22 protein-coding genes, 1 tRNA gene and 1 pseudogene are annotated in these 20,747 nt (G+C 60.3%); 9 read left to right on the top strand and 15 right to left on the bottom strand.

What is annotated here, in order from left to right:
* Positions 1–180, top strand: a 180-nt coding sequence (locus HHJ19_RS02920) for a pentapeptide repeat-containing protein (RefSeq protein ID WP_296903889.1), incomplete at its 5' end; no start/stop codon positions are given.
* A 230-nt stretch (positions 181–410) separates the two neighbouring features.
* Here HHJ19_RS02920 and HHJ19_RS02915 read toward each other — a convergent pair.
* The 3 genes from HHJ19_RS02915 to HHJ19_RS02905 form a co-directional block, all read right to left on the bottom strand.
* Positions 411–1,748 carry a DUF3422 family protein gene (locus tag HHJ19_RS02915; RefSeq protein ID WP_296903887.1) on the bottom strand — a complete coding sequence of 446 codons (1,338 nt, stop codon included), beginning with the start codon at positions 1,746–1,748 and terminating at the stop codon, positions 411–413.
* Positions 1,749–1,846: 98 nt separating this feature from the next.
* A complete protein-coding gene (locus HHJ19_RS02910) occupies positions 1,847–2,137 on the bottom strand; it encodes an HNH endonuclease signature motif containing protein (protein WP_296903884.1) in 291 nt (96 codons plus the stop codon).
* 62 nt (positions 2,138–2,199) lie between these two features.
* Positions 2,200–3,783, bottom strand: coding sequence for an alkaline phosphatase D family protein (locus HHJ19_RS02905; RefSeq protein WP_296903883.1), 1,584 nt, complete (start codon positions 3,781–3,783; stop codon positions 2,200–2,202).
* 176 nt (positions 3,784–3,959) lie between these two features.
* On the opposite strand from HHJ19_RS02905, the gene HHJ19_RS02900 reads away from it, so the two are divergent.
* From HHJ19_RS02900 to HHJ19_RS02890, 3 genes are read left to right on the top strand one after another with little or no spacing between them, the layout of a single operon-like run.
* Positions 3,960–4,727, top strand: a complete 768-nt coding sequence (locus tag HHJ19_RS02900; protein ID WP_296903881.1) for a basic amino acid ABC transporter substrate-binding protein — start codon at positions 3,960–3,962, stop codon at positions 4,725–4,727.
* Positions 4,728–4,748: 21 nt separating this feature from the next.
* Positions 4,749–5,516, top strand: a complete 768-nt coding sequence (locus HHJ19_RS02895) for an amino acid ABC transporter permease (RefSeq protein ID WP_296903879.1) — start codon at positions 4,749–4,751, stop codon at positions 5,514–5,516.
* Complete coding sequence (locus HHJ19_RS02890) at positions 5,494–6,225, top strand: amino acid ABC transporter ATP-binding protein (RefSeq protein ID WP_296903878.1); 732 nt, start codon at positions 5,494–5,496, stop codon at positions 6,223–6,225. Before HHJ19_RS02895 ends, HHJ19_RS02890 begins: the two co-directional genes overlap by 23 nt.
* A gap of 322 nt (positions 6,226–6,547) precedes the next feature.
* Here HHJ19_RS02890 and HHJ19_RS02885 read toward each other — a convergent pair whose 3' ends face one another.
* The 7 genes from HHJ19_RS02885 to HHJ19_RS02855 form a co-directional block, all read right to left on the bottom strand.
* Positions 6,548–6,760: a DUF3820 family protein gene (locus HHJ19_RS02885; RefSeq protein WP_296903877.1), complete on the bottom strand. Its 213-nt coding sequence runs from the start codon at positions 6,758–6,760 to the stop codon at positions 6,548–6,550.
* A gap of 104 nt (positions 6,761–6,864) precedes the next feature.
* Positions 6,865–7,227, bottom strand: a complete 363-nt coding sequence (locus HHJ19_RS02880; RefSeq protein ID WP_296903875.1) for a translation initiation factor Sui1 — start codon at positions 7,225–7,227, stop codon at positions 6,865–6,867.
* 67 nt (positions 7,228–7,294) lie between these two features.
* Positions 7,295–7,936 (bottom strand): FHA domain-containing protein, encoded by a 642-nt coding sequence (locus tag HHJ19_RS02875; protein WP_296903873.1) that lies wholly within the window; start codon positions 7,934–7,936, stop codon positions 7,295–7,297.
* A 379-nt stretch (positions 7,937–8,315) separates the two neighbouring features.
* Positions 8,316–8,483 carry a hypothetical protein gene (locus HHJ19_RS02870; RefSeq protein WP_296903871.1) on the bottom strand — a complete coding sequence of 56 codons (168 nt, stop codon included), beginning with the start codon at positions 8,481–8,483 and terminating at the stop codon, positions 8,316–8,318.
* Between the two features lie 108 nt (positions 8,484–8,591).
* A complete protein-coding gene (locus HHJ19_RS02865; protein ID WP_296903869.1) occupies positions 8,592–9,308 on the bottom strand; it encodes a plastocyanin in 717 nt (238 codons plus the stop codon).
* Positions 9,290–9,661 carry a hypothetical protein gene (locus tag HHJ19_RS02860; protein ID WP_296903867.1) on the bottom strand — a complete coding sequence of 124 codons (372 nt, stop codon included), beginning with the start codon at positions 9,659–9,661 and terminating at the stop codon, positions 9,290–9,292. The genes HHJ19_RS02865 and HHJ19_RS02860 overlap by 19 nt, the downstream gene beginning before the upstream one ends.
* A 302-nt stretch (positions 9,662–9,963) precedes the next feature.
* On the bottom strand, positions 9,964–11,154 hold the full coding sequence (locus tag HHJ19_RS02855) for a PLP-dependent aminotransferase family protein (protein ID WP_296903893.1): 1,191 nt from the start codon (positions 11,152–11,154) through the stop codon (positions 9,964–9,966).
* 32 nt (positions 11,155–11,186) lie between these two features.
* Here HHJ19_RS02855 and nth point away from each other — a divergent pair, with 32 nt between their 5' ends.
* The 3 genes from nth (at position 11,187) to HHJ19_RS02840 (ending at position 12,970) form a co-directional block, all read left to right on the top strand.
* Positions 11,187–11,831, top strand: a complete 645-nt coding sequence (gene nth, locus HHJ19_RS02850; RefSeq protein ID WP_296903865.1) for an endonuclease III — start codon at positions 11,187–11,189, stop codon at positions 11,829–11,831.
* A 387-nt stretch (positions 11,832–12,218) separates the two neighbouring features.
* Complete coding sequence (locus HHJ19_RS02845) at positions 12,219–12,659, top strand: universal stress protein (protein WP_296903863.1); 441 nt, start codon at positions 12,219–12,221, stop codon at positions 12,657–12,659.
* A gap of 20 nt (positions 12,660–12,679) precedes the next feature.
* On the top strand, positions 12,680–12,970 hold the full coding sequence (locus HHJ19_RS02840; protein ID WP_296903862.1) for a DUF4389 domain-containing protein: 291 nt from the start codon (positions 12,680–12,682) through the stop codon (positions 12,968–12,970).
* A gap of 63 nt (positions 12,971–13,033) precedes the next feature.
* Here HHJ19_RS02840 and HHJ19_RS02835 read toward each other — a convergent pair whose 3' ends face one another.
* Positions 13,034–13,888 carry an NYN domain-containing protein gene (locus tag HHJ19_RS02835; RefSeq protein WP_296903859.1) on the bottom strand — a complete coding sequence of 285 codons (855 nt, stop codon included), beginning with the start codon at positions 13,886–13,888 and terminating at the stop codon, positions 13,034–13,036.
* Between the two features lie 119 nt (positions 13,889–14,007).
* Here HHJ19_RS02835 and HHJ19_RS02830 point away from each other — a divergent pair.
* Positions 14,008–14,898, top strand: a pseudogene (locus HHJ19_RS02830) (dienelactone hydrolase family protein); the annotation flags it as partial.
* Positions 14,899–15,711: 813 nt separating this feature from the next.
* On the opposite strand, the gene HHJ19_RS02825 reads toward HHJ19_RS02830, so the two are convergent.
* Positions 15,712–18,078: a transglycosylase domain-containing protein gene (locus tag HHJ19_RS02825; protein WP_296903891.1), complete on the bottom strand. Its 2,367-nt coding sequence runs from the start codon at positions 18,076–18,078 to the stop codon at positions 15,712–15,714.
* Positions 18,079–18,539: 461 nt separating this feature from the next.
* Between HHJ19_RS02825 and HHJ19_RS02820 the strand changes: the two genes are divergently transcribed.
* Positions 18,540–18,788: a hypothetical protein gene (locus tag HHJ19_RS02820; protein ID WP_296903857.1), complete on the top strand. Its 249-nt coding sequence runs from the start codon at positions 18,540–18,542 to the stop codon at positions 18,786–18,788.
* A 152-nt stretch (positions 18,789–18,940) separates the two neighbouring features.
* Here the strand turns inward: HHJ19_RS02820 and HHJ19_RS02815 are convergent, their stop codons facing one another.
* From HHJ19_RS02815 to HHJ19_RS02805, 3 genes are all read right to left on the bottom strand, one after another.
* Positions 18,941–19,306, bottom strand: a complete 366-nt coding sequence (locus HHJ19_RS02815; RefSeq protein ID WP_296903855.1) for a collagen-like protein — start codon at positions 19,304–19,306, stop codon at positions 18,941–18,943.
* 232 nt (positions 19,307–19,538) lie between these two features.
* Entirely contained in the window at positions 19,539–20,180 is a 642-nt protein-coding gene (locus HHJ19_RS02810) for a glutathione S-transferase (protein ID WP_296903853.1), read from the bottom strand.
* Between the two features lie 456 nt (positions 20,181–20,636).
* Positions 20,637–20,712 (bottom strand) — tRNA-Asn (locus HHJ19_RS02805).
* Positions 20,713–20,747 lie beyond the last annotated feature (35 nt).

Below are 20,747 nucleotides of genomic sequence, written 5' to 3'. Positions count from 1 at the left end.
CAGAACGCGAACTTGCGGAGCGCAAATTTGCAGAACGCGAACCTCCAAATCACATTATTGCAGGGCGCGAACTTCCAGTTTGCAGATCTAACTGGTGCAAAGCTGGGTGCAGCGATGATTCGGGGTGCAGATTTCAGTAACGCGATTGGTGCGGATCTCACTGGGACATTTCCATATTGAGTACCAAGCGGTAAAACCGGCGCCCGGCTCGTGGGGCGGGCTCCTCAACATCTGTTGACCAGCCGCATGCGTTAAGGCGGTGGGGTGGCCCAGCGAGGTCCTGTTTGGCGATTCAGGCAAGAAATCGGCGTCTTGTCCTGTATTTACCGGCATTGTTAGCTATTTTATTCATAGCTTAGTGCTGACGTTTGCTGGCTGCTTTTACGCAGCTCAGGCCACCCGATAGCGCTTCAGTCCACTGCATGCAACCTGGCATGAATGCGCCGCGTGGCGCGCCAAACTACCCAAAGCACCAGCGGAATCAGCGCGCCGGCAAAGATTTCCGGGTTGATGGGCGCACCCGCTGCCTTCGCGGCCTTGCCGCCGTAAAGCAGCAGGCTGATGACGTAATAGGAAATCGCGGCAATCGACAGCCCTTCGACCGTCGCCTGCAGGCGCAACTGCAGTTCCTGTCCGCGCGTGAGTTTTTCAAGCAGCAGCTGGTTTTGGATCTCGGTCGCAATGTCGACCCGCGTGCGCAACAGCGCGCTGGTGCGGGCGACCCGCTCCGACAGCGACGCCAGGCGCTGCGCTGTGGCGGCCACCGTGGCAATCGCGGGCGAAAGCCGGTGCTGCATGAACTCGCCCAGCGTCTGCGTGCCCGGAATCGCTTTTTCACGCAGCTCGGTGATGCGCTGGGCCACCAGCGTGTTGTAAGCCCGCGTGGCAGAGAACCGGAAGACATGCTCGGCCGTGGCGCGCTCGACGCGGGCCGCCAGAGACACCAGGGTATCCAGCAGCTCCTGGTCCGAGGCGGACTTGTTCTCAAGCCGGGCGGTGATATCAGCCAGCGCGCCTTCGGCCTCGGCCAGCATGGGCGCCAGCTGCTTGGCTACCGGCAGGCCGCGCAAGGCCATCAGGCGGTATATTTCCAGTTCAAGCAAACGCTGTGAAATCCGGCCGGCGCGGCCTTCGGTGGTGCCCGGCCGCGCAATGACCAGCATGCGTTCAAAGCCATCGCTGCCGATGCGAAATTCGGTCAGCGCCCACGAATGCCCGTTACCGAGCTGCGAGGCAATCACCGCGCGCCCGCCAAACCAGGCCTGCGCCTGCGCCATCAGAACCGCCTCGTCCGACAGATCCGCCGCCACCATGGCCAGCTGGATCGCCGCGACGGTGCGCCCTGGAATGCCGCGCAGCCACTCGGGCGCCACCGCCGGCGCGTTCATCAGTTCAGGCTCGAGAGCGCCCAGCAAGGCACCGGCGGGCAGTGTCTGCACGATGGAGTAACGCGTAAATTCGGTGTGACGCTCCCACTTGACGGTGTAGTGACCGCAAGGCAGGCGTAGAAAGTTGCCGTGCAGGCTGTCCAGCGGCAATGCCTGCTGATCAGGCAGCAGCCGCAGATGCGCGCATTCCTGCTCGCGCGTCACGCCCGCGTTCAGCACGGCCACATGGACGATCAGCGCCGGCAAACGCACCCGGGCGGAGGGTCGCGCATGCACCTCGTTGTGCAGCGAAGCCCGCAGGGGGTCGTCAGGCGGCAGGTAGGTGATGGGCGCGGATGCTGGTGACGGAGTGGGAATCATGAAGCGATACTACTATTTTCATAGCGCTTTCCACCCGTCGGGCAGCGGCAAGCGCGTTATAAAGTCTAAAAAATTTGCGCTTGCCAAAATAGCCTGCATCAAGCGGCATCGGCCACCGTTAGCGAGGCCTGGCGCCTGAGCACCTGGCCCGGCGCAGCCCTTGAGGCCGGAACCCGGCCGGCCGCATGGCGCTGGCCGTTACAGACTTCATGACTGATGGCCAGATTCTCCGCGTGGCTACTGCCGCCCTCGCATAGCGCCCGGATGTGCTCCAGCGTTGCGGCCTCGGGCGTGACATGTTCGCCGCAAACCCAGCACGGCACCACGCCGTGAAGCTGGCGCGCCACGGTTCTGTACATCTTGATTCGAATATGACCCAAACTGCTCATCACTGTATTTTCAGGCAAAAACGGCAGACTCAGTCGGGTCGCTCAAGGGGCGACTGATCCGTTCAAACCCTTTCAACGACCGGGCGGCCGGCCTCGACCGTGAAAGCGGCCAGTGTTTCAATCGCCGTCACTGGCCGCCGCACATCGTCAACCACGCGCAAGGTCGTGGTCAGCTGCCGTGGCGTGAAATCCACCACACCATAACCCTTTCGCTCGGCATCGGCAAACACGAAATGCGGGTTCTCGGCGAGGCGCTCGGCGGTCTTGTCATTGCCGCCCGAGTGCGAGGTAATACTGGTGCCGCAAAACTCCACGCCGACGGCAGCGCTGCCAGCGACAGAGTAATCGGCCTTGATCTGCCCGACCCAGTTTTCATGCACGTCGCCGCCCAGCACCACCGGGTTGGCCACCCCATTTTTTTGCAGGGAACCTGTAAGGCGCGTGCGCGCGGCGCTGTAGCCGTCCCAGCCATCGTTCCACAGCATCTGGCCGGGACCGGCCCGAAAATCACGCTGCCCCAGCAAGCTCTGCTGTCCCAGCACATTCCACTGCCGGCCAGACTTGCCAAACTCGGCATCAAGCCAGCGCTCCTGATTCATGCCCAGCAGGCTACGGGCTGGATTACTCCATTCGGCGCAGGTCGCCGGGTCGAGCGTGGCAGAGCCTTTTTTGCCGCCCGTGGTGCAAACCTGCGGGTCCCTGTACTGGCGCGCATCGAGCATGTAGAACGAGGCCAGCTGGCCGTAGCGCACCCGGCTGTAAATGCGCATCTCGGCCCCCGTCGCCAGCCCGGCCATGGCCTGCGTGAGCACGGAAGCGCGAATCGGCATGTGTTCATAAAAAGCCTGGTAAGCGGCGGCGCGGCGAGCGGCGAAGTCAAGGTTGGGCGCACCGCTCCGCCCTTCCTGGCTGCCGGCATAGTCGTTTTGCACCTCATGGTCGTCCCATGTCAGCAGCCATGGGCAGGCTTGGTGCATCGCCTGCAAATCGGCATCACTTTTGTAAAGGGCGTAGCGCTGCCGATAGTCTTCCAGCGTCAGCAACCAGCCGCCAGTGGCCGGCCGAACCGGGGTTTTGCTGTTCGGGTATTCGTAGATGTAGTCGCCGAGAAAAAGCACCAGGTCAGGGTTTTCAGCCAGCATGTGGCGGTAGGCACTGAAGTAGCCATGCTGCCAGTGCTGGCACGAAGCGTAAGCCAGACGCATGCGCGCCACCAGCGCATCGAACGCCGGAAAGGTCCGCGTGCGGCCAGTGGCGCTGACGGCATCGCCCACCATGAAGCGGTAAAAATACCAGCGGTCTGGCAGCAGACCCTGCACCTCCACATGCACGGAATGCGCCAGCTCCGCTTGGGCCTGCGCCTGCCCGCCTTGCACCCGGCGCGTGAACTGCTCGTCATGCGCAACTTCCCACCGCACCGTCACGGCTTGGCGCTGCCGGGCCGGGGCGGAGAGTTCGGGCATCATGAGCCGGGTCCACAACACCACCGAGTCGGATGTCGGTGAGCCGCTCGCGACACCGAGCGGGAAAGGATGGCTGTCCAGACGAAGCTGGCTCCAGGCGCTGCGTGGCAGCCAGAGGGTGGCCGCGCTGCCAGCGGCAAGCTGCAAAAGGCGGCGGCGGGTGGATCGATCGGGCAGGCTCATGAGGGGAAACTCCTGACTGCATTATTGACGTGCCGGGCCGCTTCCTCACGCTGCGGGCTGCCATCGGGTAAAACGCCATGCCAGACCGGGCTGGGCACGCGTTACCATTGCGTACCCTGTTTTTGCCCCTGTGACAGAGGCGCCAGAACTCATCCACTCAACTCTTTAGTTTTACCATGAACCTCCTGCATAAAGTTGCCGCGACGGCCAGCCTGATCGTCTTGACCGTGGCTAGCGCCCAGGCCCAGAACAAGGAGCTCATCGTCGGCTCCAGCGCCACCTACCGCCCCTTCGCCTACGAAAGCCCGACCAAGGAAATCGTTGGCTATGACGTGGACATGATCAAGGCCGTCGCCCAGAAAGCCGGTCTGCAGATCAGGATCGTCAACACGCCCTGGACCGGCATCTTCGCCTCCCTGAACAACGGCGACATCGACCTGGTCATCTCCGGCGTCACCATCAATGACAAGCGTAAGCAGTCGTATGACTTCACCATGCCCTACTTTGAAGCCCGCCAGCTGATCGCCGTGCAGCAAAACAGCAGCGTTAAAAGCCTCAAGGACCTCGCCGGCAAGAAAATCGGCGTCGTCAATGGCAGCACGGGTGACGACATCGCGTCGCGCGAATTCGGAAAAACCAGCCCCGACATCCGCCGCTTCGAGAGCACGCCTGTTGTGATTTCCGAGCTGGTCAACAACGGCCTGGACGCAGCCATCGGCGACAACGGCGTGATTGCCTTTCGCGTGCAGGAACACAAAGAGCTGAAAACCGTGAGCGACCCGGGTTTCGCCAAGGAGTTTTTCGGCATTGTCGTCAAACAGGGCAACAAGGCGCTGCTCGACAAGCTGAACACCGGCCTGGCCGCCGTCAAGGCCGATGGCAGCTACGCGCGAATCTACAAAAAGTGGTTCCAGGCCGAAGCGCCCACGCTGCCTGCCCAATAAGCACCAAGCAGTCTTCACTTCATGGAGCAAGTTCTCTGGTTCGGCTGGTTCCGCGCCGACATCATCTCGGAATACGCCGTCCTGTTCTGGCGGGGTCTGCAAATGACCGTTGCCGTCACGCTGATCTGCATCGTGCAGGGAACGGCGCTGGGTCTGGCGATTGGACTGGCGCGCGTGGCCGAAGCGCGCCATGCGCCGGCCAGGCAGCTGTGCAGATACGCCCTGCGCTGGCCGGCCACGGTCTACGTCAGCTTTTTTCGTGGCACGCCGCTGTTTGTGCAAATCTTGCTGATTCACTTTGCGGTGCTGCCGCTGTTTGTCAATCCGACCGATGGCCTGCTGATCTCGGGCGAGACCGCGCGCTACCTGAAGCAAAACTATGGCGCTTTCCTGTCGGGCGTGGTGGCGCTGACGCTCAATTCGGGGGCCTATATTTCGGAGATTTTCCGCGCCGGAATTCAGTCGATTGATCGCGGTCAGGTGGAAGCTTCGCGTTCCCTGGGCCTGTCTTTTCCGCGCACCATGTACCACATCGTGCTGCCGCAGGCCTTTCGCCGCATGCTCCCGCCGCTGGGCAACAACGCGATTTCCCTGCTCAAGGACTCGTCGCTGATCTCGGCCATTGGCCTGGCCGAACTGGCTTATGCCGCGCGCACCGTGGCGGGGGCTTATTCCCGCTACTGGGAACCCTATCTCACGATTTCGCTCATGTACTGGGTGCTGACCCTGGCGCTGGCCTATGGCGTGAAAAAACTGGAGGATCGTTATGGACGAGGTGATTCGCGTTAACGGGCTGACCAAGCAATTCGGCTCTCTTCAGGTATTGCGCGGCATTGACTGCACCATCAAGACCTCGGAGGTGGTGTGCGTGATTGGCCCTTCGGGTTCTGGCAAGAGCACGTTTCTCAGGTGCCTGAACGGGCTGGAGGACGCCTCGGGCGGCGAGGTATTGGTGCATGGGGTGTCGGTGCATGAGCCCAGGACCGATGTCGATGCGCTGCGCTCGGAAATCGGCATGGTGTTTCAGCGCTTCAATCTGTTTCCGCACAAGACGGTGCTGGAAAACATCACGCTGGCGCCCACCAAGGTGCGCGGCCTTACCGCCGTGCAGGCCCGACTGCGCGCCAGCGAACTGCTGGAAAAGGTCGGCCTGATCGACAAGATCGACGCTTACCCGAACCAGCTGTCGGGCGGCCAGCAGCAGCGCGTGGCGATTGCCCGCGCGTTGGCGATGCAGCCGCTGATCATGCTTTTTGACGAGCCCACCTCAGCGCTGGACCCGGAAATGGTCGGCGAGGTGCTGGCCGTCATGCAGAACCTGGCCGAAGAAGGCATGACCATGGTGGTGGTGACGCACGAGATGGGTTTTGCCCGCCAGGTGGCCGACCGGGTGATCTTTATCGATGAGGGCATGGTGGTGGAAGAAGGCACACCGGCCAGCCTTTTTGACCACCCCCGGGAAGAGCGCACGCGAAAGTTTCTCAGCAAGGTGCTGTAGCGCGCCACCACGCTGCGCCGACCTGCCCCGTTAAAAACCGGGGCAGCTGCAGCACTGCCAGCGAATCAAAAAACAGGCGGTAAACCGCGACCGGCACGGGCAGGCCCAACAGGCTGGCGGCTGGCGGCTTGCGGCTGGCGTTTCAGAAAAAAAGGCCACGGAACTGGCTCCTGCAATCCTGCCTTCAGTAAAAATCACGCCATGTCCAGCAGATACGGTCTTTGTATGCTATTTTTATAATAGCAAACAACTTTTTGGAAGAGCGTATTTTTAAAAACTTCGCCTGGTCCGGATACATCGCGGGCGTGTCGGCCCCGCGTTGTCAACGCCTGCGCAACGGCTCCAGCAACGACGACAGACCGTTGTGGTCGATCTCGTGCATCAGCGCCAGCAGGCGGCCGATTTCACCCTCGGGAAAGCCTTCCCGGGCGAACCAGTTCAGGTAGTTGCCGGGCAGGTCGGCGATAGGCCGCCCTTGGTATTTGCCGAAAGGCATGACGCGGCTGAGCAGCAAAGGCAGGTCTTCTGGACTCATGGCACCGCCGAGCCGCTACGGTATATCGTTGCTCCAGCTTGCCGGGCTGAAGCACTGTAGGCGGCGGCGCGCCAATTTCTGCCCCGAATCGAGGTTGCAATCATTCAGGCGCCCGTCTGTTTCACGACATAAGCTAGCTTTTGCAGCGTCAGCATGACTTGTGCTGTGTGATCGCCCTGCACTTCTATCACGCCGTCTTTCACCGTGCCGCCAGTGCCGCAGGCCGACCGAAGCTGCTTGCCCAGTTGCACCAGCGCAACTTCGTCAAGCGCCAGTCCCTTGACGAGGGTCACGGTTTTACCACCGCGGCCCTTTGTGTTTCTGGAAACACGCACCACGCCGTCGGTTTTTGGCAATACATTTGCCTGTTTGCAAATGCAGCCATCGATGGGAGACCGGCAGCCGGGGCACATTCTGCCGGCTTCTGTTGAATAGACGAGGCCGCCGTTTAAGGAATTTCTTTTCATCCGGGAGTTATAGCGGATCAGCGGCTTGCCTCGGTAAAAAAAGCCGGCCCTGTCCGCCAGTGAAAGCTTACCGTCCCTTCAATAAAAACTCCATTTCGTTCCCTGCCATATTCAGCATGTCGTTGTGCGCCAAAGCAATGGCGTCCTGCCCGATCGGCTTGCCGTTGAGGGTGGGCAGCGTTTTGCCCCCCATGCGCGCGACGTAGTAACCGTCGCGCCGGTGCGAGATGGCCACCACGGAGATCCCTGGCTGGCCGAAAGTCGTCACCGCCTTGACCAGCGGAACTTCCAGCCCCGATGAGGTGCCCGACAACAGCTTGAGGCTGGCCTGCAACACAGCGCTGGTGCCGGGAAAGCCGAGGGACGAAAGCGACATGGCGGTAGTTTCCTGTGGGGAGCCGGCCGGCTGATGCTCGGAGCGCGCCAGAAACTGCAGGTTGAAGTTGCCAATGGTGATGCAGTCCTGGTCCTGCAACCGTTGTCGGGACTTGATCATCTGGCCATTGATATAAGTACCATTGGTGCTTCCAAGGTCCTCGATGGTCACATCCGCAATACCGTGCATCTCAAACACGCAGTGATCGCCACTGACGACCAGGCTGTCGAGCACGATGTCGTTGTGATGCTTGCGACCCAGCGTGGTGCGGTCATGTTCCAGGTAAATCTGTTTGACTTTGACGCCTTCGACGGATGCGATAAGTTGCGGCATGAAAGCCTCCTGCTTGAAAGGGTTGCCGGACACGCCAAATGCGGTGGCGCCGATTAATCGTAGCTTTGCAGCTGCGATGGTACAAGGCTGCTCCCTACCCAAAAATGGGAAGCTGCGGGCAGCTTGCGCCGGAGACCCGTTTCAATCAAGAAAATCAGGCTTGGGCCGGCCAGTACAAGGCGCAAGTAGCTATTATTTAAATAGCAAAGAATTGAGTGTCCCGCGCGGCGCCGTACCTGACTGCAGCCGGTCGCGGGAACCTGCTGGCAGTTGCAACATAGGGTATCCGCGCAAACAAAATGTATCACGACTGCGTTCTCTCCGAACCCCAGCCGGCCGAAGCGGTTTATGGCAAAGCCGGGGGCATTGCTAAATGGCTTCACCGTCGCCGTAGCGCAGCGGCGAGGTATTCGATCACGGTCTCGGTGCTGTTCCAGCCGTTGTGTTCATCGGTCACGTTCTGCCGATGGACAACACTATCCCGACCTGTGCGGATCTCCTGGCGGCACTCCACCAGATGGCGTTCGATCAGCAGGCCACAAATCATGAAGGAGCCAGCCGCCATCTGCAGAACGACTGTCTGACAATCCGGCCCTGGCTTCTGGTTAGCCTGCTTCCTCAATCAATGCCGCCGTCCCTATCCCCATTCGCTACTTCAAATGCGCCTGCGCCTTGGCACCACGCTTAACTGTGCCGCCGCTTTGGCCGCAGCGGGGGTCAATGTGAGTTGCTGCTGCGCAATGTCAATCAACTGGTCAGCGTGCCATACCTTGAGTTTCGCCGCACCGTCGGGTACGCCCTCAAATGACGCAACGCCGTCTGCGTTTGTAAGCGCCGCCCAGGGCGAGTCACTCACATAAACATTGCCACGCATGGATGCGTGCAGATGGCAGCCCAGCAACACACCGCCTGCCTTGTCAAACGTCGCCTCTGCGGTTTTGGCACTTTTTCCCTCCTCCTTGCCATCCAGGCGCAACTCAAAGCCGCTGCTGGTCGCAGATTCAAACTGCATCACCCCGGCGGCCGAGGCCCTTACGTGGTGCTCCCACGGATCGTTATTGACAAAACGTGCTCTGGCCCCCACACCGACCAGCGACAGCGCCGGTACAAAACGCATCTTTTCCTGAGTAATCACGATCTGCAAGGGGAGCGGTTTTGGCGTGCCCGTGGTTGCTGGCATGAGGACCACGACGGCATCTTGTACCGGCTTGCCCTCCCTGTCGGTCACGCTCACCTGAAGGTTGCCGGCAAATGCCGCTGGCGCCATCACGCCAAGCAAGGCCAGCGCGCAGGAAGTGCCGAGATGTTTGATATGGCGATGCATCAATCTGCTTTCTTGCGCAGCCCGCTGCATCACTTCACTACGTGCCATACCTTCAGGTAGTTGTCGCCATATTTGTCGCCGGGCTCCTGGTCTTCTGGCCAGGTGTAAAGTGGCTTGCCTTTGTAGGCCCACTGCTGGCCGTTGCTGCGGGTTACTACCGAATAATCCCCGTTGGATTTGTCACTGGCTGCCGCCATGACCGCAGGCCATTTGACAGCGCAGGCACCCTCGCAGGCAGATTTACCGCTGTTAGCGACATCCTTGTCAAAGGTGTAGAGCGTCATGCCCTTGGAATTGACCAGCATTCCGTCTTTCATCATCGCGGGGCTGGACGACATGGAGGCGCAACCGCCCAGCATGGCCATCGACAGGGCGGCAAGGGAAATAAGCTTGTTAATCATTGGAGTCTTTTCCTGTTTGTTAAATTTTTAGCCAAGCAGGGTGTCCTGCCTGCGTATGAACACCGACGAGTCGCGGTTTATTCCATTGGTTTGAAAATATTTTTTTTAGCACTGTGGTTTGCACGACGCTGGTTTGGCGCACGAAACCTAGTGTGTGCAAGGGTTGCTCCGCGGTTTCGGATGTCAAAGTTCTTTCAGGTCGTCGAGGGGCTGCGCGTTGGCCCCGACCTGACTATTGAATAGCCTTCCCCGCAAACGCGCGATGGCCACAGAGATGCTGGTTACGCGCTCGCCATTGCCAGCTAAACCGCCTGCGCCAAACGCCCCACACCCTCCTCGATCTTCCCGACATCCGCAGTGGCAAAGCTCAGCCGCAACGTTGAAAGATCAGGATTCGATGCATAAAACGGCGCGCCCGGTACAAACGCCACGCCTTTTTCAATCGCACGTCGGGCCAGCTCGGCTCCGTCACTGACTTTGCCGCCTGCACCGGTCAGACTCGCCCATATGAACAGGCCACCTTGCGGCTGGACAAATTCAATGGCGTCGCCCAGCTCTTTGCGCAGAGCGTTGCCCATGACCAGCGCGCGCTCGGAGTAGACCTTTCGCACATGAGCCAGCGTGGCGGGCATGCGGCCCGCTTTGAGATAATGCGCGGCGGTGGCCTGGGCAAAAGTGCTGGTGTGCGCATCGCTGAACTGCTTGCACATGGTGGCATTGGCCAACAGTGCGGGTGGGGCGATCATCCAGCCTAAGCGCAGGCCGGGGCTCAGCACCTTGCTCAAACTGCCGCAGTGCGCCAGCAGCGCCCGGCTGCCGGGCACGCTGGCGCTCATTGCCAGCAGGCTGGGCGGCGGTGCGTGACCAAAATGGAGGTCGCCATACGGGTCGTCTTCTACGATCAGGGTCTGGTACTTCACCGCCATTTCCAGCACCTTTTTCCGGCGCTCGGCGCTCAGCAAGACTCCGCTGGGGTTGCCAAATGTGGGGATGAGATAGACAAACTTCGGCTTGTGCTCGGCAATCAGCTGCTCCAGCTTGTCGGTCTGAACGCCGTTGGCGTCGATGGGCGCGCTGACGATGTCTGCGCCATACAGGCGAAAGCACTGGATGGTGGCGAGAAATGTGGGGCCTTCAACAATCACCTTGTCGCCGGGGCTGATCATGGTTTTGCCCAGCAGGTCCAGCGCCTGCTGGCTGCCGGTCGTGACGATCAGGCCCTCAGGTGCCAGATCTTTCACGCCCTTGCTGGCCATGAAGACGGCGATCTGTTCGCGCAGCGGGTTGTAGCCCTCGGTAGCACCGTATTGCAATGCTGCGCCGGCTTCCTCGCTGAGCGCGGCGTTGACGGCTTCGCGGATGCCTTCCACGTCAAACATGGCGCTGTCGGGAAAACCGCCGGCAAAGCTGATGATGCCGGGCTTGCCCAGCAGCTTGAAAAGTTCGCGGATGGCGGACGTTTCGACGTTGTTGAGGCGGTCGGCAAAATGCAGTGGCGAAGGCTGTGACATGGGAGAATTGATCCATGAAGAAAGAAAACATCGAGCCGTTTTTTGCCACTTTGAAGGCGGCCAATCCGCAGCCCGTAACCGAGTTGGAGTATACGAGCGTGTTCGAATTGCTGGCCGCCGTCCTGCTCTCCGCGCAAGCCACGGACGTTAGCGTGAACAAGGCGACGCGCAGGCTTTTCCCGCAGGCGAACACGCCGCAAGCAATCCTGGACCTGGGGCTGGAAGGCCTGGAGCACCACATCAAGACCATCGGTTTGTACCGCAGCAAGGCCAGGCACTTAATGGAAACCTGCCGCATGCTGATGGAACTGCACGGTGGCGCGGTGCCGCGCAGCCGCGAAGCACTGCAGGCCCTGCCTGGCGTGGGCCGCAAGACGGCTAATGTGGTCCTCAACTCGGCTTTTGGCGAAGCGACCATGGCGGTGGATACGCACATTTTTCGCGTCAGCAACCGCACCGGGCTGGCGCCGGGCAAAAACCCGCTGCAAGTCGAGCTGAAACTGCTCAAGCGCATTCCACCCGAATATCGGGTGGACGCGCACCACTGGCTGATCCTGCACGGGCGTTATGTGTGCATCGCCCGAAAGCCACTGTGCTGGCAATGTGCCGTAGCGCCATGGTGTGACTACCAACCGAAGACCGAGCCACCACCGGCTTGAAGGGTCCGGTCCGCGTCAGGCATTGCATCGATCAGGCTAGGTGCCACTTCGCATGGGATGCCTCTTCTCTACAAATGCGTTAACGCCTTCCCGAAAGTCCTGGCTGCCGTAGCACCGGCGAATCGATCTTCGTCAGACTGCTGGCTTTGCCTCACCAGCTGGCGCAGACCTTCCTTGATGCCGGCATGGCGGGCAGCTTCGGCTACGAGGCCGGCCATTACGACGTGTCGCTGCTGGCGCGGCAGTTGCAGGGTTGAATGCCTGGCTGGCCGCATCGCGGGAAAACAGGAAAAACGCCACGCCGTGGCCTGATAATCAAACCCGGACCCGCGCAGTCCCGCTCCTGTCCACTGCAGTCTTTATCAATTAGCCCGAAGCGAGAAAACCATGTTCAAGCACATCCTCCTGGCCACCGATGGCTCCGCCGCATCCGAAAACGCCACGCAACTGGCGGTGGACCTGGCTCGCACGCACGGGGCCAAACTGACGGCCGTGTACGTCGTCGATCCCTACCCCTTCCTGGCCATTGGCGAGTCCAACCCGCTGGGCTTCCAGGCCTATATGGCGGCAGCGCAGCAGCACGCGGCGCTGGCGCATGCCAGGGTGGCGGCGCTGTGCAGCCAGGGTGGTGCACCGGTGGTGCTACAGGCGCGCATGGTCGAGAATGTGACGGCGTCGTCCGGCATCGTGCAGATGGCTGCAGAGGAAAGCGCTGACCTCGTCGTGGTCGGCTCCCATGGTCGCAGCGGCATTGCCAGGCTCATGCTCGGCAGCGTTGCCAGCAAGGTCGTTGCGGAGTCGCTCGTGCCGGTCCTGGTTGCACGCTGAACCGACGCAGCGACGTAGTGATGAAAGAGCTGATTGACCTGCCCCCGCCGCGCAAGCTGTGGGTGCGTTTTCTGCTGATGCTGCTATTGGCGGCTGCTTTCCAGCTGGCTGCGTCGGTGCTGTTGTTCATCGCCGTGCTGCAGCTGGTGCTCGCCGTGGCTACCGGCGCGGCCAACGTCCGCTTGCGAGTTTTCGGTTGCGGCCTGGCCGGCTATCTGGGTCAAATTGCGGTGTTTGAATGCTTTGACACCGAAACGCTGCCGTTCCCGTTTGGCGAATGGCCGTCAAACAAGGATGAAATTGGGCTGTAGTCCAGGTATTTCGGGCATGACCCGCTCTATTTTTGATAGCATTCAAAAATTCCGCGGCGTCAGTCAGTGCAGTGGCTCCAGCTCGGGCCCGCCACGGCCGGCAGGCTGGCGTAGCCGCACCATCAGATCCGCCTCACCGTCCCTGACTTCCACCAGCGCGTCAAAAGCCTCGAGCATCGCCAGAAAATTGGCGTGGCCGTGTTCCTTGGGGTCAAAGGTCGAATCCAGGCGTTTTATCATGTGCCAGATGGCGGCCTGGCTTACCCACGCATCGCCTTGGGTTTCCGTCAGCAGCCGCAGGGCGCGCCTGAAGATATCGACCGCCGGATCGCACTGCAACGGCTGTAATGGCTGCGCTGCCTGGCCAGTTCCGGGCGCAGCGTCATCGGGCATCCCCGCCAGGTTTTCGTAGTAGCGAAACTCATGGCAGCTCTTGGCCCAGTGCCGGTTGGTCGATTGACGCGCACCGACGCCGATCAGCCTGCGGCCCGCCGCCTTGACCTTCTGCGACACCGGCATGAAGTCGCTGTCGCCACCCACGATGATGACGGTGCCGATATGCTCGTGTCGGCCAATGTCTTCCATCGCGTCCAGGCAAAGCTTGATGTCGGCGCCATTCTTGGCCGATCCACCGGGCGGAAACAACTGGATCAGCTCAACCGCGCTTTGCAGCAGCGCATCGCGGTAACGGCTGAAATACTGCCAGTTGCAATAGGCGCGGTTGATCGCAATCGGGCCAAACGAGGCCGCCAGTTCGACCACTGCCTGGATGTCGACCAGCGGCTCCTGGACCCTGAAACGGTTGTCCTGCTTGCTGTAAGCACCCTCTTGCCGAGCTTCGCACAGGCTGGCGTGCAGGTTTTCAAAATCCCAGTACAGGGCAACCGATGCTTCTTCTTCGCTGCCGCGCTTGCGCATGATGAGTCCTTGTGAAATTGCAGCGATCCTAACGCGTCAGCTGGCTGGAAGCGTGCCGTAAGGCGGGTCGGGCGGATTTGCCGCAAACCGCGTATGCTGCATTTTTTCACGGAGCAAACATGCCATCACGACTCACCGCCCATGACTTTGACCAGGAACTGCTGATCCTCTTTGACGCTTATGTCCACGGCAGTCTGGACCGGCGCGGCTTTCTCGCGCAGGCGCAGAAGTTTGCCAAGGTCGGCATGACGGCGGCCGGCCTGCTGGCCGCTCTAAGCCCTGACTTCGCTGCCGGCCAGCAGATTCCGGCCAACGATGCTCGGCTGACAATCGAACGGTTGGGCTACCCATCGCCAGCCGGCAGTGGCACTGTCAACGGTTATCTGGCCCGGCCCGCAGGCTCAGGCAGCGCCAAGCTGCCGGCCGTACTGGTGATTCACGAAAACCGTGGTTTGAACCCGCACATTGAGGACATCGCGCGCCGCCTCGCGTTGGACGGCTTCATGGCTTTCGCACCCGATGCGCTGACGCCGCTGGGCGGCTACCCCGGCGATGAGCAAAAGGCGGTAGCCGCCTTTGCCACGCTGGACCAAACCAAAACGCGCGAGGACTTCGTCGCCGCAGCCCGGTGGCTCAAGGCGCGCAGCGATGCGAGCGGAACACTGGGCGTGGTCGGCTTTTGCTATGGGGGCGGAATCGTCCACCTGCTGGCTACCCTCCTCCCGGACCTCAACGCAGGCGTGGCCTTTTACGGCAACGCGCCAGCGCCCGAGCAAGCCGTCAAGGTCAAAGCCCCGCTGCTGGTACATCAGGCCGCCGTGGATGATCGCATCAATGCCGCCTGGCCGGCCTATGAAGCGGCGCTGAAGGCGGCTGGCGCAAAGTACACGGTCTACCAGTATGCCGGCACGCAGCACGGTTTCAACAACGACACCACGCCGCGCTATGACGCGGCGGCGGCCAAGCTGGCCTGGGAGCGTACGCTGGCATTTTTCAAGTCCAACCTCCAGAATCTGCCCGCACCGGCCGTGGCACCACCCACCGTGCGCCTGCGCGGTACGCTGCAGTCGGTGACGCCGGACAGCGTGACGCTGAAAACGCGCAGTGGCGAAGTCGTTGTGCTCGCGCTGCCGGCCGACCTGATGGTGAACGAGGTTTACCCGATTGCGCTGGCCGACATCGAGGCTGGCAGTTTCGTGGGCGTCGGCGGGCTGCCGCAGGCCGACGGCTCGCGGCGCGCGATTGCGGTGACCGTGTTTCCCGAATCGGCGCGCGGCACCGGCGAAGGGCACCGCCCATTCGATCTCGCGCCGCAAAGCACCATGACCAATGCCACCGTGGCTGACGTCGCGAAAGCGCCGGACGGCCAAACGCTGCATCTGAAATACAAGGAGGGTGAACAGACCGTCGTCGTGCCGCCCGGCACGCCCATCGTGACCTTCAGGCCGGGCGACCGCAGCCTGCTGGTCTCGGGCGCGAGTGTTTCGCTGAGCGCGCAGGTGCTTGACGGTAAACCCACGGTTCAGCGCATTAGCGCAGGGCGCGACGGCTTTCCCTTGCCTTATTGAGGACCCGGTGTGGATTTGTTCTGCATTTATGGATCAAATCCGCCCCATGTCCAATGAATACCGCCATGTAAAGCTATGTTTTTTATAGCACGCAAAACTGCCAGCGGGTTTAATCAATTCCCATCATTTCCCATTACTTCCCGTTGACTGGACTCAATTAAGATTGAACCACCCGCATCAGGAGAAAGCGGGACGAGCCGGGTCGGTCAGCCCGACAAACTGACCCGCACCGCTCCAACGGGGTTTGGCAAACCCTTATTGGACGGGAATCGGGCGCTCCTCCGGCCCCGGTGGCCGCGCCTCGGGCGGTAACATCCCCGGCGGTATGGGAGGTAATTGCGGTGGCCGCTGTTCATTTTGCTGCCAGCCAGGATAGGACTGCGGCGGGTTCATGGACGGTGGAACGCCCGTGTCCTGTGGCACGGGCAACTCCTGCGGCGCCGCGGGATAGCTCTGCGGGAGCGGCTCAGGCGCCACAACGGCTTCGGCTTCGGGCGCCGGCGCAGGCATCGGGTATGGCTCACCCGCCCCGGTTGCGCCGATTGCGCCGGCAAAGCGCGCCCGCTGATCAATCAACCGGGCCCTGAGCGACTGCTGGAAAAAGTCACCAACGATGGGCAGCGCGCTGTGCGCACCCTGGCCCCAATAGTCACCCTGCATCCTCACGCGGTTATCGTTGAAGCCTACCCAGGCACCTGCCACCAATTGCGGGTGCATCAGAATGAACCAGCCGTCAGTGTTGTCCTGGGTGGTACCGGTCTTGCCTGCCACATCGGCTCGAATGCCGTAGGTGCTCCGAATTCCGGCGCCGGTGCCCCGGTCTACCACGCCACGCATCACGTCAACCAGGGTTTGCGCGGTGGCGACAGACATCGCCTGCTCGGGAGATCTGGACTCGAACTTTTCCAGCACCTTGCCGTTTCTGTCTTCAATGCGCGTGACCAGCATGGGCTCGATGTAGCCGCCGCTGTTGACCAGGGTGCTGTAAGCAGAAACCATTTCCTTCAGGGTCACCGGGCTGGTTCCCAGCGCCAGCGAGGGCACCTCCTCAAGCTTGCTTTGCCGCACACCCATGGCTTTTGCCAGCTTGGCCACTTTCGCCGGGCCGACGCTCTGCATGACCTGGGCGGTGATGGTGTTTTTGGAATAAACCAGGCCCTCGCGCAGGCTCATCGGCAGCCCGCTTGGCGCGCTGCCATCGCTGGGCCGCCAGACCGCTCCGCCGCCCAGCGGGATCTCCACCGCTTGGTCCATGAAAGTGTCCGAGGGCTTGGCGCCCTGCTCAAAGGCGGCGCCGTAAACAAAGGGCTTGAAGGTCGAACCCGGCTGCCGTCGCGCCTGCTGCACATGGTCGAACGGGTCCAGACTGAAGTCGCGGCTTCCGACCCAGGCCATTACATGCCCGTTGGACGGATCTAGCGCCAGAAAGCCGGCCTGCAAGCGGGTTTTATCCTCGCGCAGCGCGCTCATGAAGGCCAGATCAGACTGCAGCTGCTTTAGCGCCTGGTCCTCCGTCAGGCCGGAATCCCGGGCCGCCTTGTATTCGCGGGTCTCCCGCATGAAAGCGCGAACCAGGTCCTTTTTTCCCGCCCAGCCGCGCGGCCCCCATTGCCCGTTCGTCACGTCCTGCAAGCGGTTGGCCTGCCGGGCCAGCGCCTGGTTGGCCAGCTTTTGCAGCCGGAAATCCAGCGTGGTGTGCACCACCAGACCGTCGGCATAGATGTTGTAGTCATTGCGGTCGGCCCATTCGATCAGCCAGCGGCGCAGGAACTGGGTGAAGTGGGGCGCCGCGCCAAGCGACTCCGTCTGCCGTTCAAACTCCACCCTGAGCGGCTTTTTCTTCAGTGACTCAAGCTTGGCAGCGTCGAGCTTGTTGTCCTTGACCATCTGCGTCAGAACAGTATTGCGCCGCTGCACGGAGCGTTCTGGATTGAGAACCGGGTTGTAATAGCTTGTGCCCTTCAACATGCCGATGAGCGTGGCACTCTGCAGCACATCGAGTTCGTCGGCCGACTTGTCGAAGTAGGTGCGGGCCGCCATTTCGATGCCATAGGCGTTGTAAAGAAAGGGCACGGTGTTGAGGTAAGTTTCCAGAATCTCCTTTTTGGAATAGATTGCCTCTATTTTCAGCGCCGTAATGGCTTCCTTGATCTTGCGCGTCAGGGTCTGCGCGCGGCCGACCTGGTCGGGGTAGAGGTTACGGGCGAGCTGCTGCGTAATGGTCGAGCCGCCCTGCGTGTCGCCAGAGAAGGTGCGCAGCGCAGCCGAGGCCGTCCGCTTCAGGTCAATGCCATGATGCTGAAAAAAGCGGTGGTCTTCCGTGGCGATCAAGGCGTTTACCACGTTGGGTGAGATGTCGGCGAGCTTCACCCAGTCTCGGTTGGCGCGCTTGAACAAGACCATTTCCTTGCCATCGGCCGAGAGCACCACGGCGGGTTTTTCGGACTTGGCCTTCCTCAGGTCCCTGATGCTCGGCGTAAAAGGAATCAGCACCAGCACATACAGCAGCAGCAGCAACGGCAAGGCAGCGAGTGAAAGGACGACGCCGCGCCGCGTGGGATGCCGCAGGCGACTCAGCATTTCGGTCACAAAGGGTTTTAGACGGGCAAAGACCATTTTCATCAGATGCGGGTCCGGGTTGGGCATGTTGGTGTGTAGCAGGGGTGAAGCGAGTGCCCGCGCCCATCGAATCGGTACAGCCTGTTGGCTGTTGCCATTGCTTGAGACGGAAAGGTCCACACCGAGGGCGTGCGACTCTCAAATTCACGGTTGGAACGCCCGGGCTGCACACCCGGCTGACACGCAATTTTAGCCAATCCTGCCAACTTGCAGCCCTGCAGGCTCACAAAGACAAAAGGCCAAATTGTTCAAGCCCTCAAAAACCGTTGTTTCCATGACCTTTGTGCACATTGCGCAGTAGCCTAATGCGTGCGGTCGCAAGCCGCGATATCTTTGATGTTTCAGGCACTGCATAGTTCGGATACAGACAATGCCTGCCGATGCGCATGCATCCAGGCCCTGACATGTTTGACGACTGATGCCCAAACCAGTGGGGCGCAAGAGCTTAAGAAATTGCCCGCGCCATGCAGTCAGGCGGAATCAATTTGCAAAAGATCGCAATGCGTCAGGCCGGCCGCATGCTGGCGGTGACAGTCATCGAACAAATAAGTGTCTGCCTTTGCAAAGGTCGCGATGTGGGCGCACCTTTTTTTCGCGGCAACCGCCTGATGAGCACGGCCTGTTGTTATGGCCTTGTCTACAGCGGTGGTGGCGTTGATCAATATATTGAAGATGCTTTGGACTTAGAGTGCAATGGCAGAACGCTCAGCTAGCTGCCAGCAAGTACAGTGCAAGACCAGAAAAACTGTTTTTCTGTTCTCATAAGTTCCTTGTGGTGAAGGAAGGGCAGAAGCCTCAATCAAGAGACATCTCTTCACGCGTGCGCCGACTCATTCGTCATTCGGGCCTTCAGCCGCACTTCAAATTACTGCTTTGGCGGCACGACCACGATGGTGCTTCCGCCTGTACCTGCACTTCCAGTATTGCCGGTATTGCCGGTATTGCCCTTCGCCCCGGTAGCACCAGTGCTGCCGGTGTTTCCAGTATTACCTTGAGTGCCAGCCTCGCCTGTAGCGCCGGTGTAGCCGGTGTTGCCCTGGTTTCCGGTCGCGCCCGTAGCGCCGGTGTATCCGGTATTTCCAGTGTTTCCGGTTCTACCCTGGCTACCAGCCTCGCCTTGCGCGCCCGTGTAGCCGGTGTTTCCGGTATTACCCTGTGGTCCCATTGGCCCAGTGCATGCTCCGAGTCCGAGCAGCGCGACAAGCATAAGTGATGTTGTTGTATATTTCATTTTGATTCCTCTTGAGTTAGCCGGTTAACGCGGATTGCGGGCACCCTGCTACGTCTCATAAGAACATTTGAAGCAAAAGAAAGCTGCCATCCGTTAGCCCCCATCGAAGTAGGACGAGGGCACTATTTGGATGCATCCCGTTATTTTGAACCGCAACGGAACTGCTTTCGTCGCAGGTACATGGCAGCCCCGGCCGGGCTGTCGATCAAAAATTCTCTGCCGTCAACGTCCCTTACGGCTTCAGTTGGGACGCCTTGCGGTCTGCCACCACCTTCTGTGCAGAAGGCCGCTCCCCGATAAGCTTGATGAATGGTTTGTAGTCTAGGCCCGCCGCAATCAAAAGGTCCTCACCCAGCACCGCTTTGGTGGCCATGCCCACCAGTGGGAGGCTGGCAAAAGCGGCGCAATCGGCCTGGGTAAACGTGTCACCCGCGACATAGGGTGCAAACTTTGCCAGCCGTTTGAAAGCCGCAATGTTCTTGACCAGCAGCTTGCGCACGCGCAACTGGTCCATTTCGCTCACCGAGCCACCAAAAAAAGCTTGCTTATATAACTCGCGCGCCACCAGTTCCAGATACAGGTCGATGAAGATGACCAATTCGCGCACCTTGGCAGCGGCGAATTGGTCAGTCGGCAACAGTGGCGGATTGGGGTAAGCCGAATCGATATATTCCATGATCGCCTGGCTCTCGCACAAGCAGCCCTGCGGCGTGCGGATATAGGGAATCTTGCCCAAAGGAGAATCCACCAACACCGCTTCGCTTTCGCTCATGACGGGCACCAGCTCTTCGGTAAAAACGACGCCTTTTTCAAGCAAGGCAAGTTTGACCTTGTTGTAGTAGTTAGAAATCGGGGAGCCGCAAAGGGTGAGCATGAAAGAAATCTCCTTGAAATTGGAAAGTCAGTTTATGCGGTGAGCGACTCACGACGTGTGACTGGCGGGACAGCCACGCCGAGCGGGCAACTTGTCACCACTACGCACATGCAGCAAGGAGCCGCCGGCAAATTCGCTGCTAGTGACGTCTACAGCAGGAATTACAGAACGCCCAAAAAAGCCCGCGTTACTGATTCATCATCACTGGGTGAGTGTTTTGATGATTTGAATTTTGGATCCTTTGGACTTCACCCACTTCAATAGGCACCTGTTAAGGTCGAAATTGAAATGGGGAGTTAGTCATGAAGAAAGTCAGATACCCGGCCGGTGATCTGCTTCTGCTTCCCGAATCTCCATCCGAACCGATGCAGAACCCGCAGAGTTGCTCAGAACCATCAAAAAATCAAAAAAGCACCTAGGCTTGCGACCTAAGTGCTTGATTTGTTCCGTGTTTTTTGGCTCCTCAACCTGGGCTCGAACCAGGGACCTACGGATTAACAGTCCGGCGCTCTACCAACTGAGCTATTGAGGAATTCAGCCTCAAATTATAGCGTCATTTCAGGACGC

Source organism: Polaromonas sp. (genome assembly GCF_012927415.1).
Taxonomy (GTDB): Bacteria; Pseudomonadota; Gammaproteobacteria; order Burkholderiales; family Burkholderiaceae_C; genus Polaromonas.
This window is presented reverse-complemented; position numbering and strand designations above follow the sequence as displayed.

What these genes read in the sequence shown, in the direction of transcription:
- HHJ19_RS02915 (WP_296903887.1), bottom strand. Translation starts at nt 1,748, where the DNA reads ATGATTCCCACTCCGTCACCAGCATCCGCGCCCATCACCTACCTGCCG.
- HHJ19_RS02910 (WP_296903884.1), bottom strand. Translation starts at nt 2,137, where the DNA reads ATGAGCAGTTTGGGTCATATTCGAATCAAGATGTACAGAACCGTGGCG.
- HHJ19_RS02905 (WP_296903883.1), bottom strand. Translation starts at nt 3,783, where the DNA reads ATGAGCCTGCCCGATCGATCCACCCGCCGCCGCCTTTTGCAGCTTGCC.
- HHJ19_RS02900 (WP_296903881.1), top strand. Translation starts at nt 3,960, where the DNA reads ATGAACCTCCTGCATAAAGTTGCCGCGACGGCCAGCCTGATCGTCTTG.
- HHJ19_RS02895 (WP_296903879.1), top strand. Translation starts at nt 4,749, where the DNA reads ATGGAGCAAGTTCTCTGGTTCGGCTGGTTCCGCGCCGACATCATCTCG.
- HHJ19_RS02890 (WP_296903878.1), top strand. Translation starts at nt 5,494, where the DNA reads ATGGACGAGGTGATTCGCGTTAACGGGCTGACCAAGCAATTCGGCTCT.
- HHJ19_RS02885 (WP_296903877.1), bottom strand. Translation starts at nt 6,760, where the DNA reads ATGAGTCCAGAAGACCTGCCTTTGCTGCTCAGCCGCGTCATGCCTTTC.
- HHJ19_RS02880 (WP_296903875.1), bottom strand. Translation starts at nt 7,227, where the DNA reads ATGAAAAGAAATTCCTTAAACGGCGGCCTCGTCTATTCAACAGAAGCC.
- HHJ19_RS02875 (WP_296903873.1), bottom strand. Translation starts at nt 7,936, where the DNA reads ATGCCGCAACTTATCGCATCCGTCGAAGGCGTCAAAGTCAAACAGATT.
- HHJ19_RS02870 (WP_296903871.1), bottom strand. Translation starts at nt 8,483, where the DNA reads ATGATTTGTGGCCTGCTGATCGAACGCCATCTGGTGGAGTGCCGCCAG.
- HHJ19_RS02865 (WP_296903869.1), bottom strand. Translation starts at nt 9,308, where the DNA reads ATGGCACGTAGTGAAGTGATGCAGCGGGCTGCGCAAGAAAGCAGATTG.
- HHJ19_RS02860 (WP_296903867.1), bottom strand. Translation starts at nt 9,661, where the DNA reads ATGATTAACAAGCTTATTTCCCTTGCCGCCCTGTCGATGGCCATGCTG.
- nth (WP_296903865.1), top strand. Translation starts at nt 11,187, where the DNA reads ATGAAGAAAGAAAACATCGAGCCGTTTTTTGCCACTTTGAAGGCGGCC.
- HHJ19_RS02845 (WP_296903863.1), top strand. Translation starts at nt 12,219, where the DNA reads ATGTTCAAGCACATCCTCCTGGCCACCGATGGCTCCGCCGCATCCGAA.
- HHJ19_RS02840 (WP_296903862.1), top strand. Translation starts at nt 12,680, where the DNA reads ATGAAAGAGCTGATTGACCTGCCCCCGCCGCGCAAGCTGTGGGTGCGT.
- HHJ19_RS02835 (WP_296903859.1), bottom strand. Translation starts at nt 13,888, where the DNA reads ATGCGCAAGCGCGGCAGCGAAGAAGAAGCATCGGTTGCCCTGTACTGG.
- HHJ19_RS02825 (WP_296903891.1), bottom strand. Translation starts at nt 18,078, where the DNA reads ATGAAAATGGTCTTTGCCCGTCTAAAACCCTTTGTGACCGAAATGCTG.
- HHJ19_RS02820 (WP_296903857.1), top strand. Translation starts at nt 18,540, where the DNA reads ATGCAGTCAGGCGGAATCAATTTGCAAAAGATCGCAATGCGTCAGGCC.
- HHJ19_RS02815 (WP_296903855.1), bottom strand. Translation starts at nt 19,306, where the DNA reads ATGAAATATACAACAACATCACTTATGCTTGTCGCGCTGCTCGGACTC.
- HHJ19_RS02810 (WP_296903853.1), bottom strand. Translation starts at nt 20,180, where the DNA reads ATGCTCACCCTTTGCGGCTCCCCGATTTCTAACTACTACAACAAGGTC.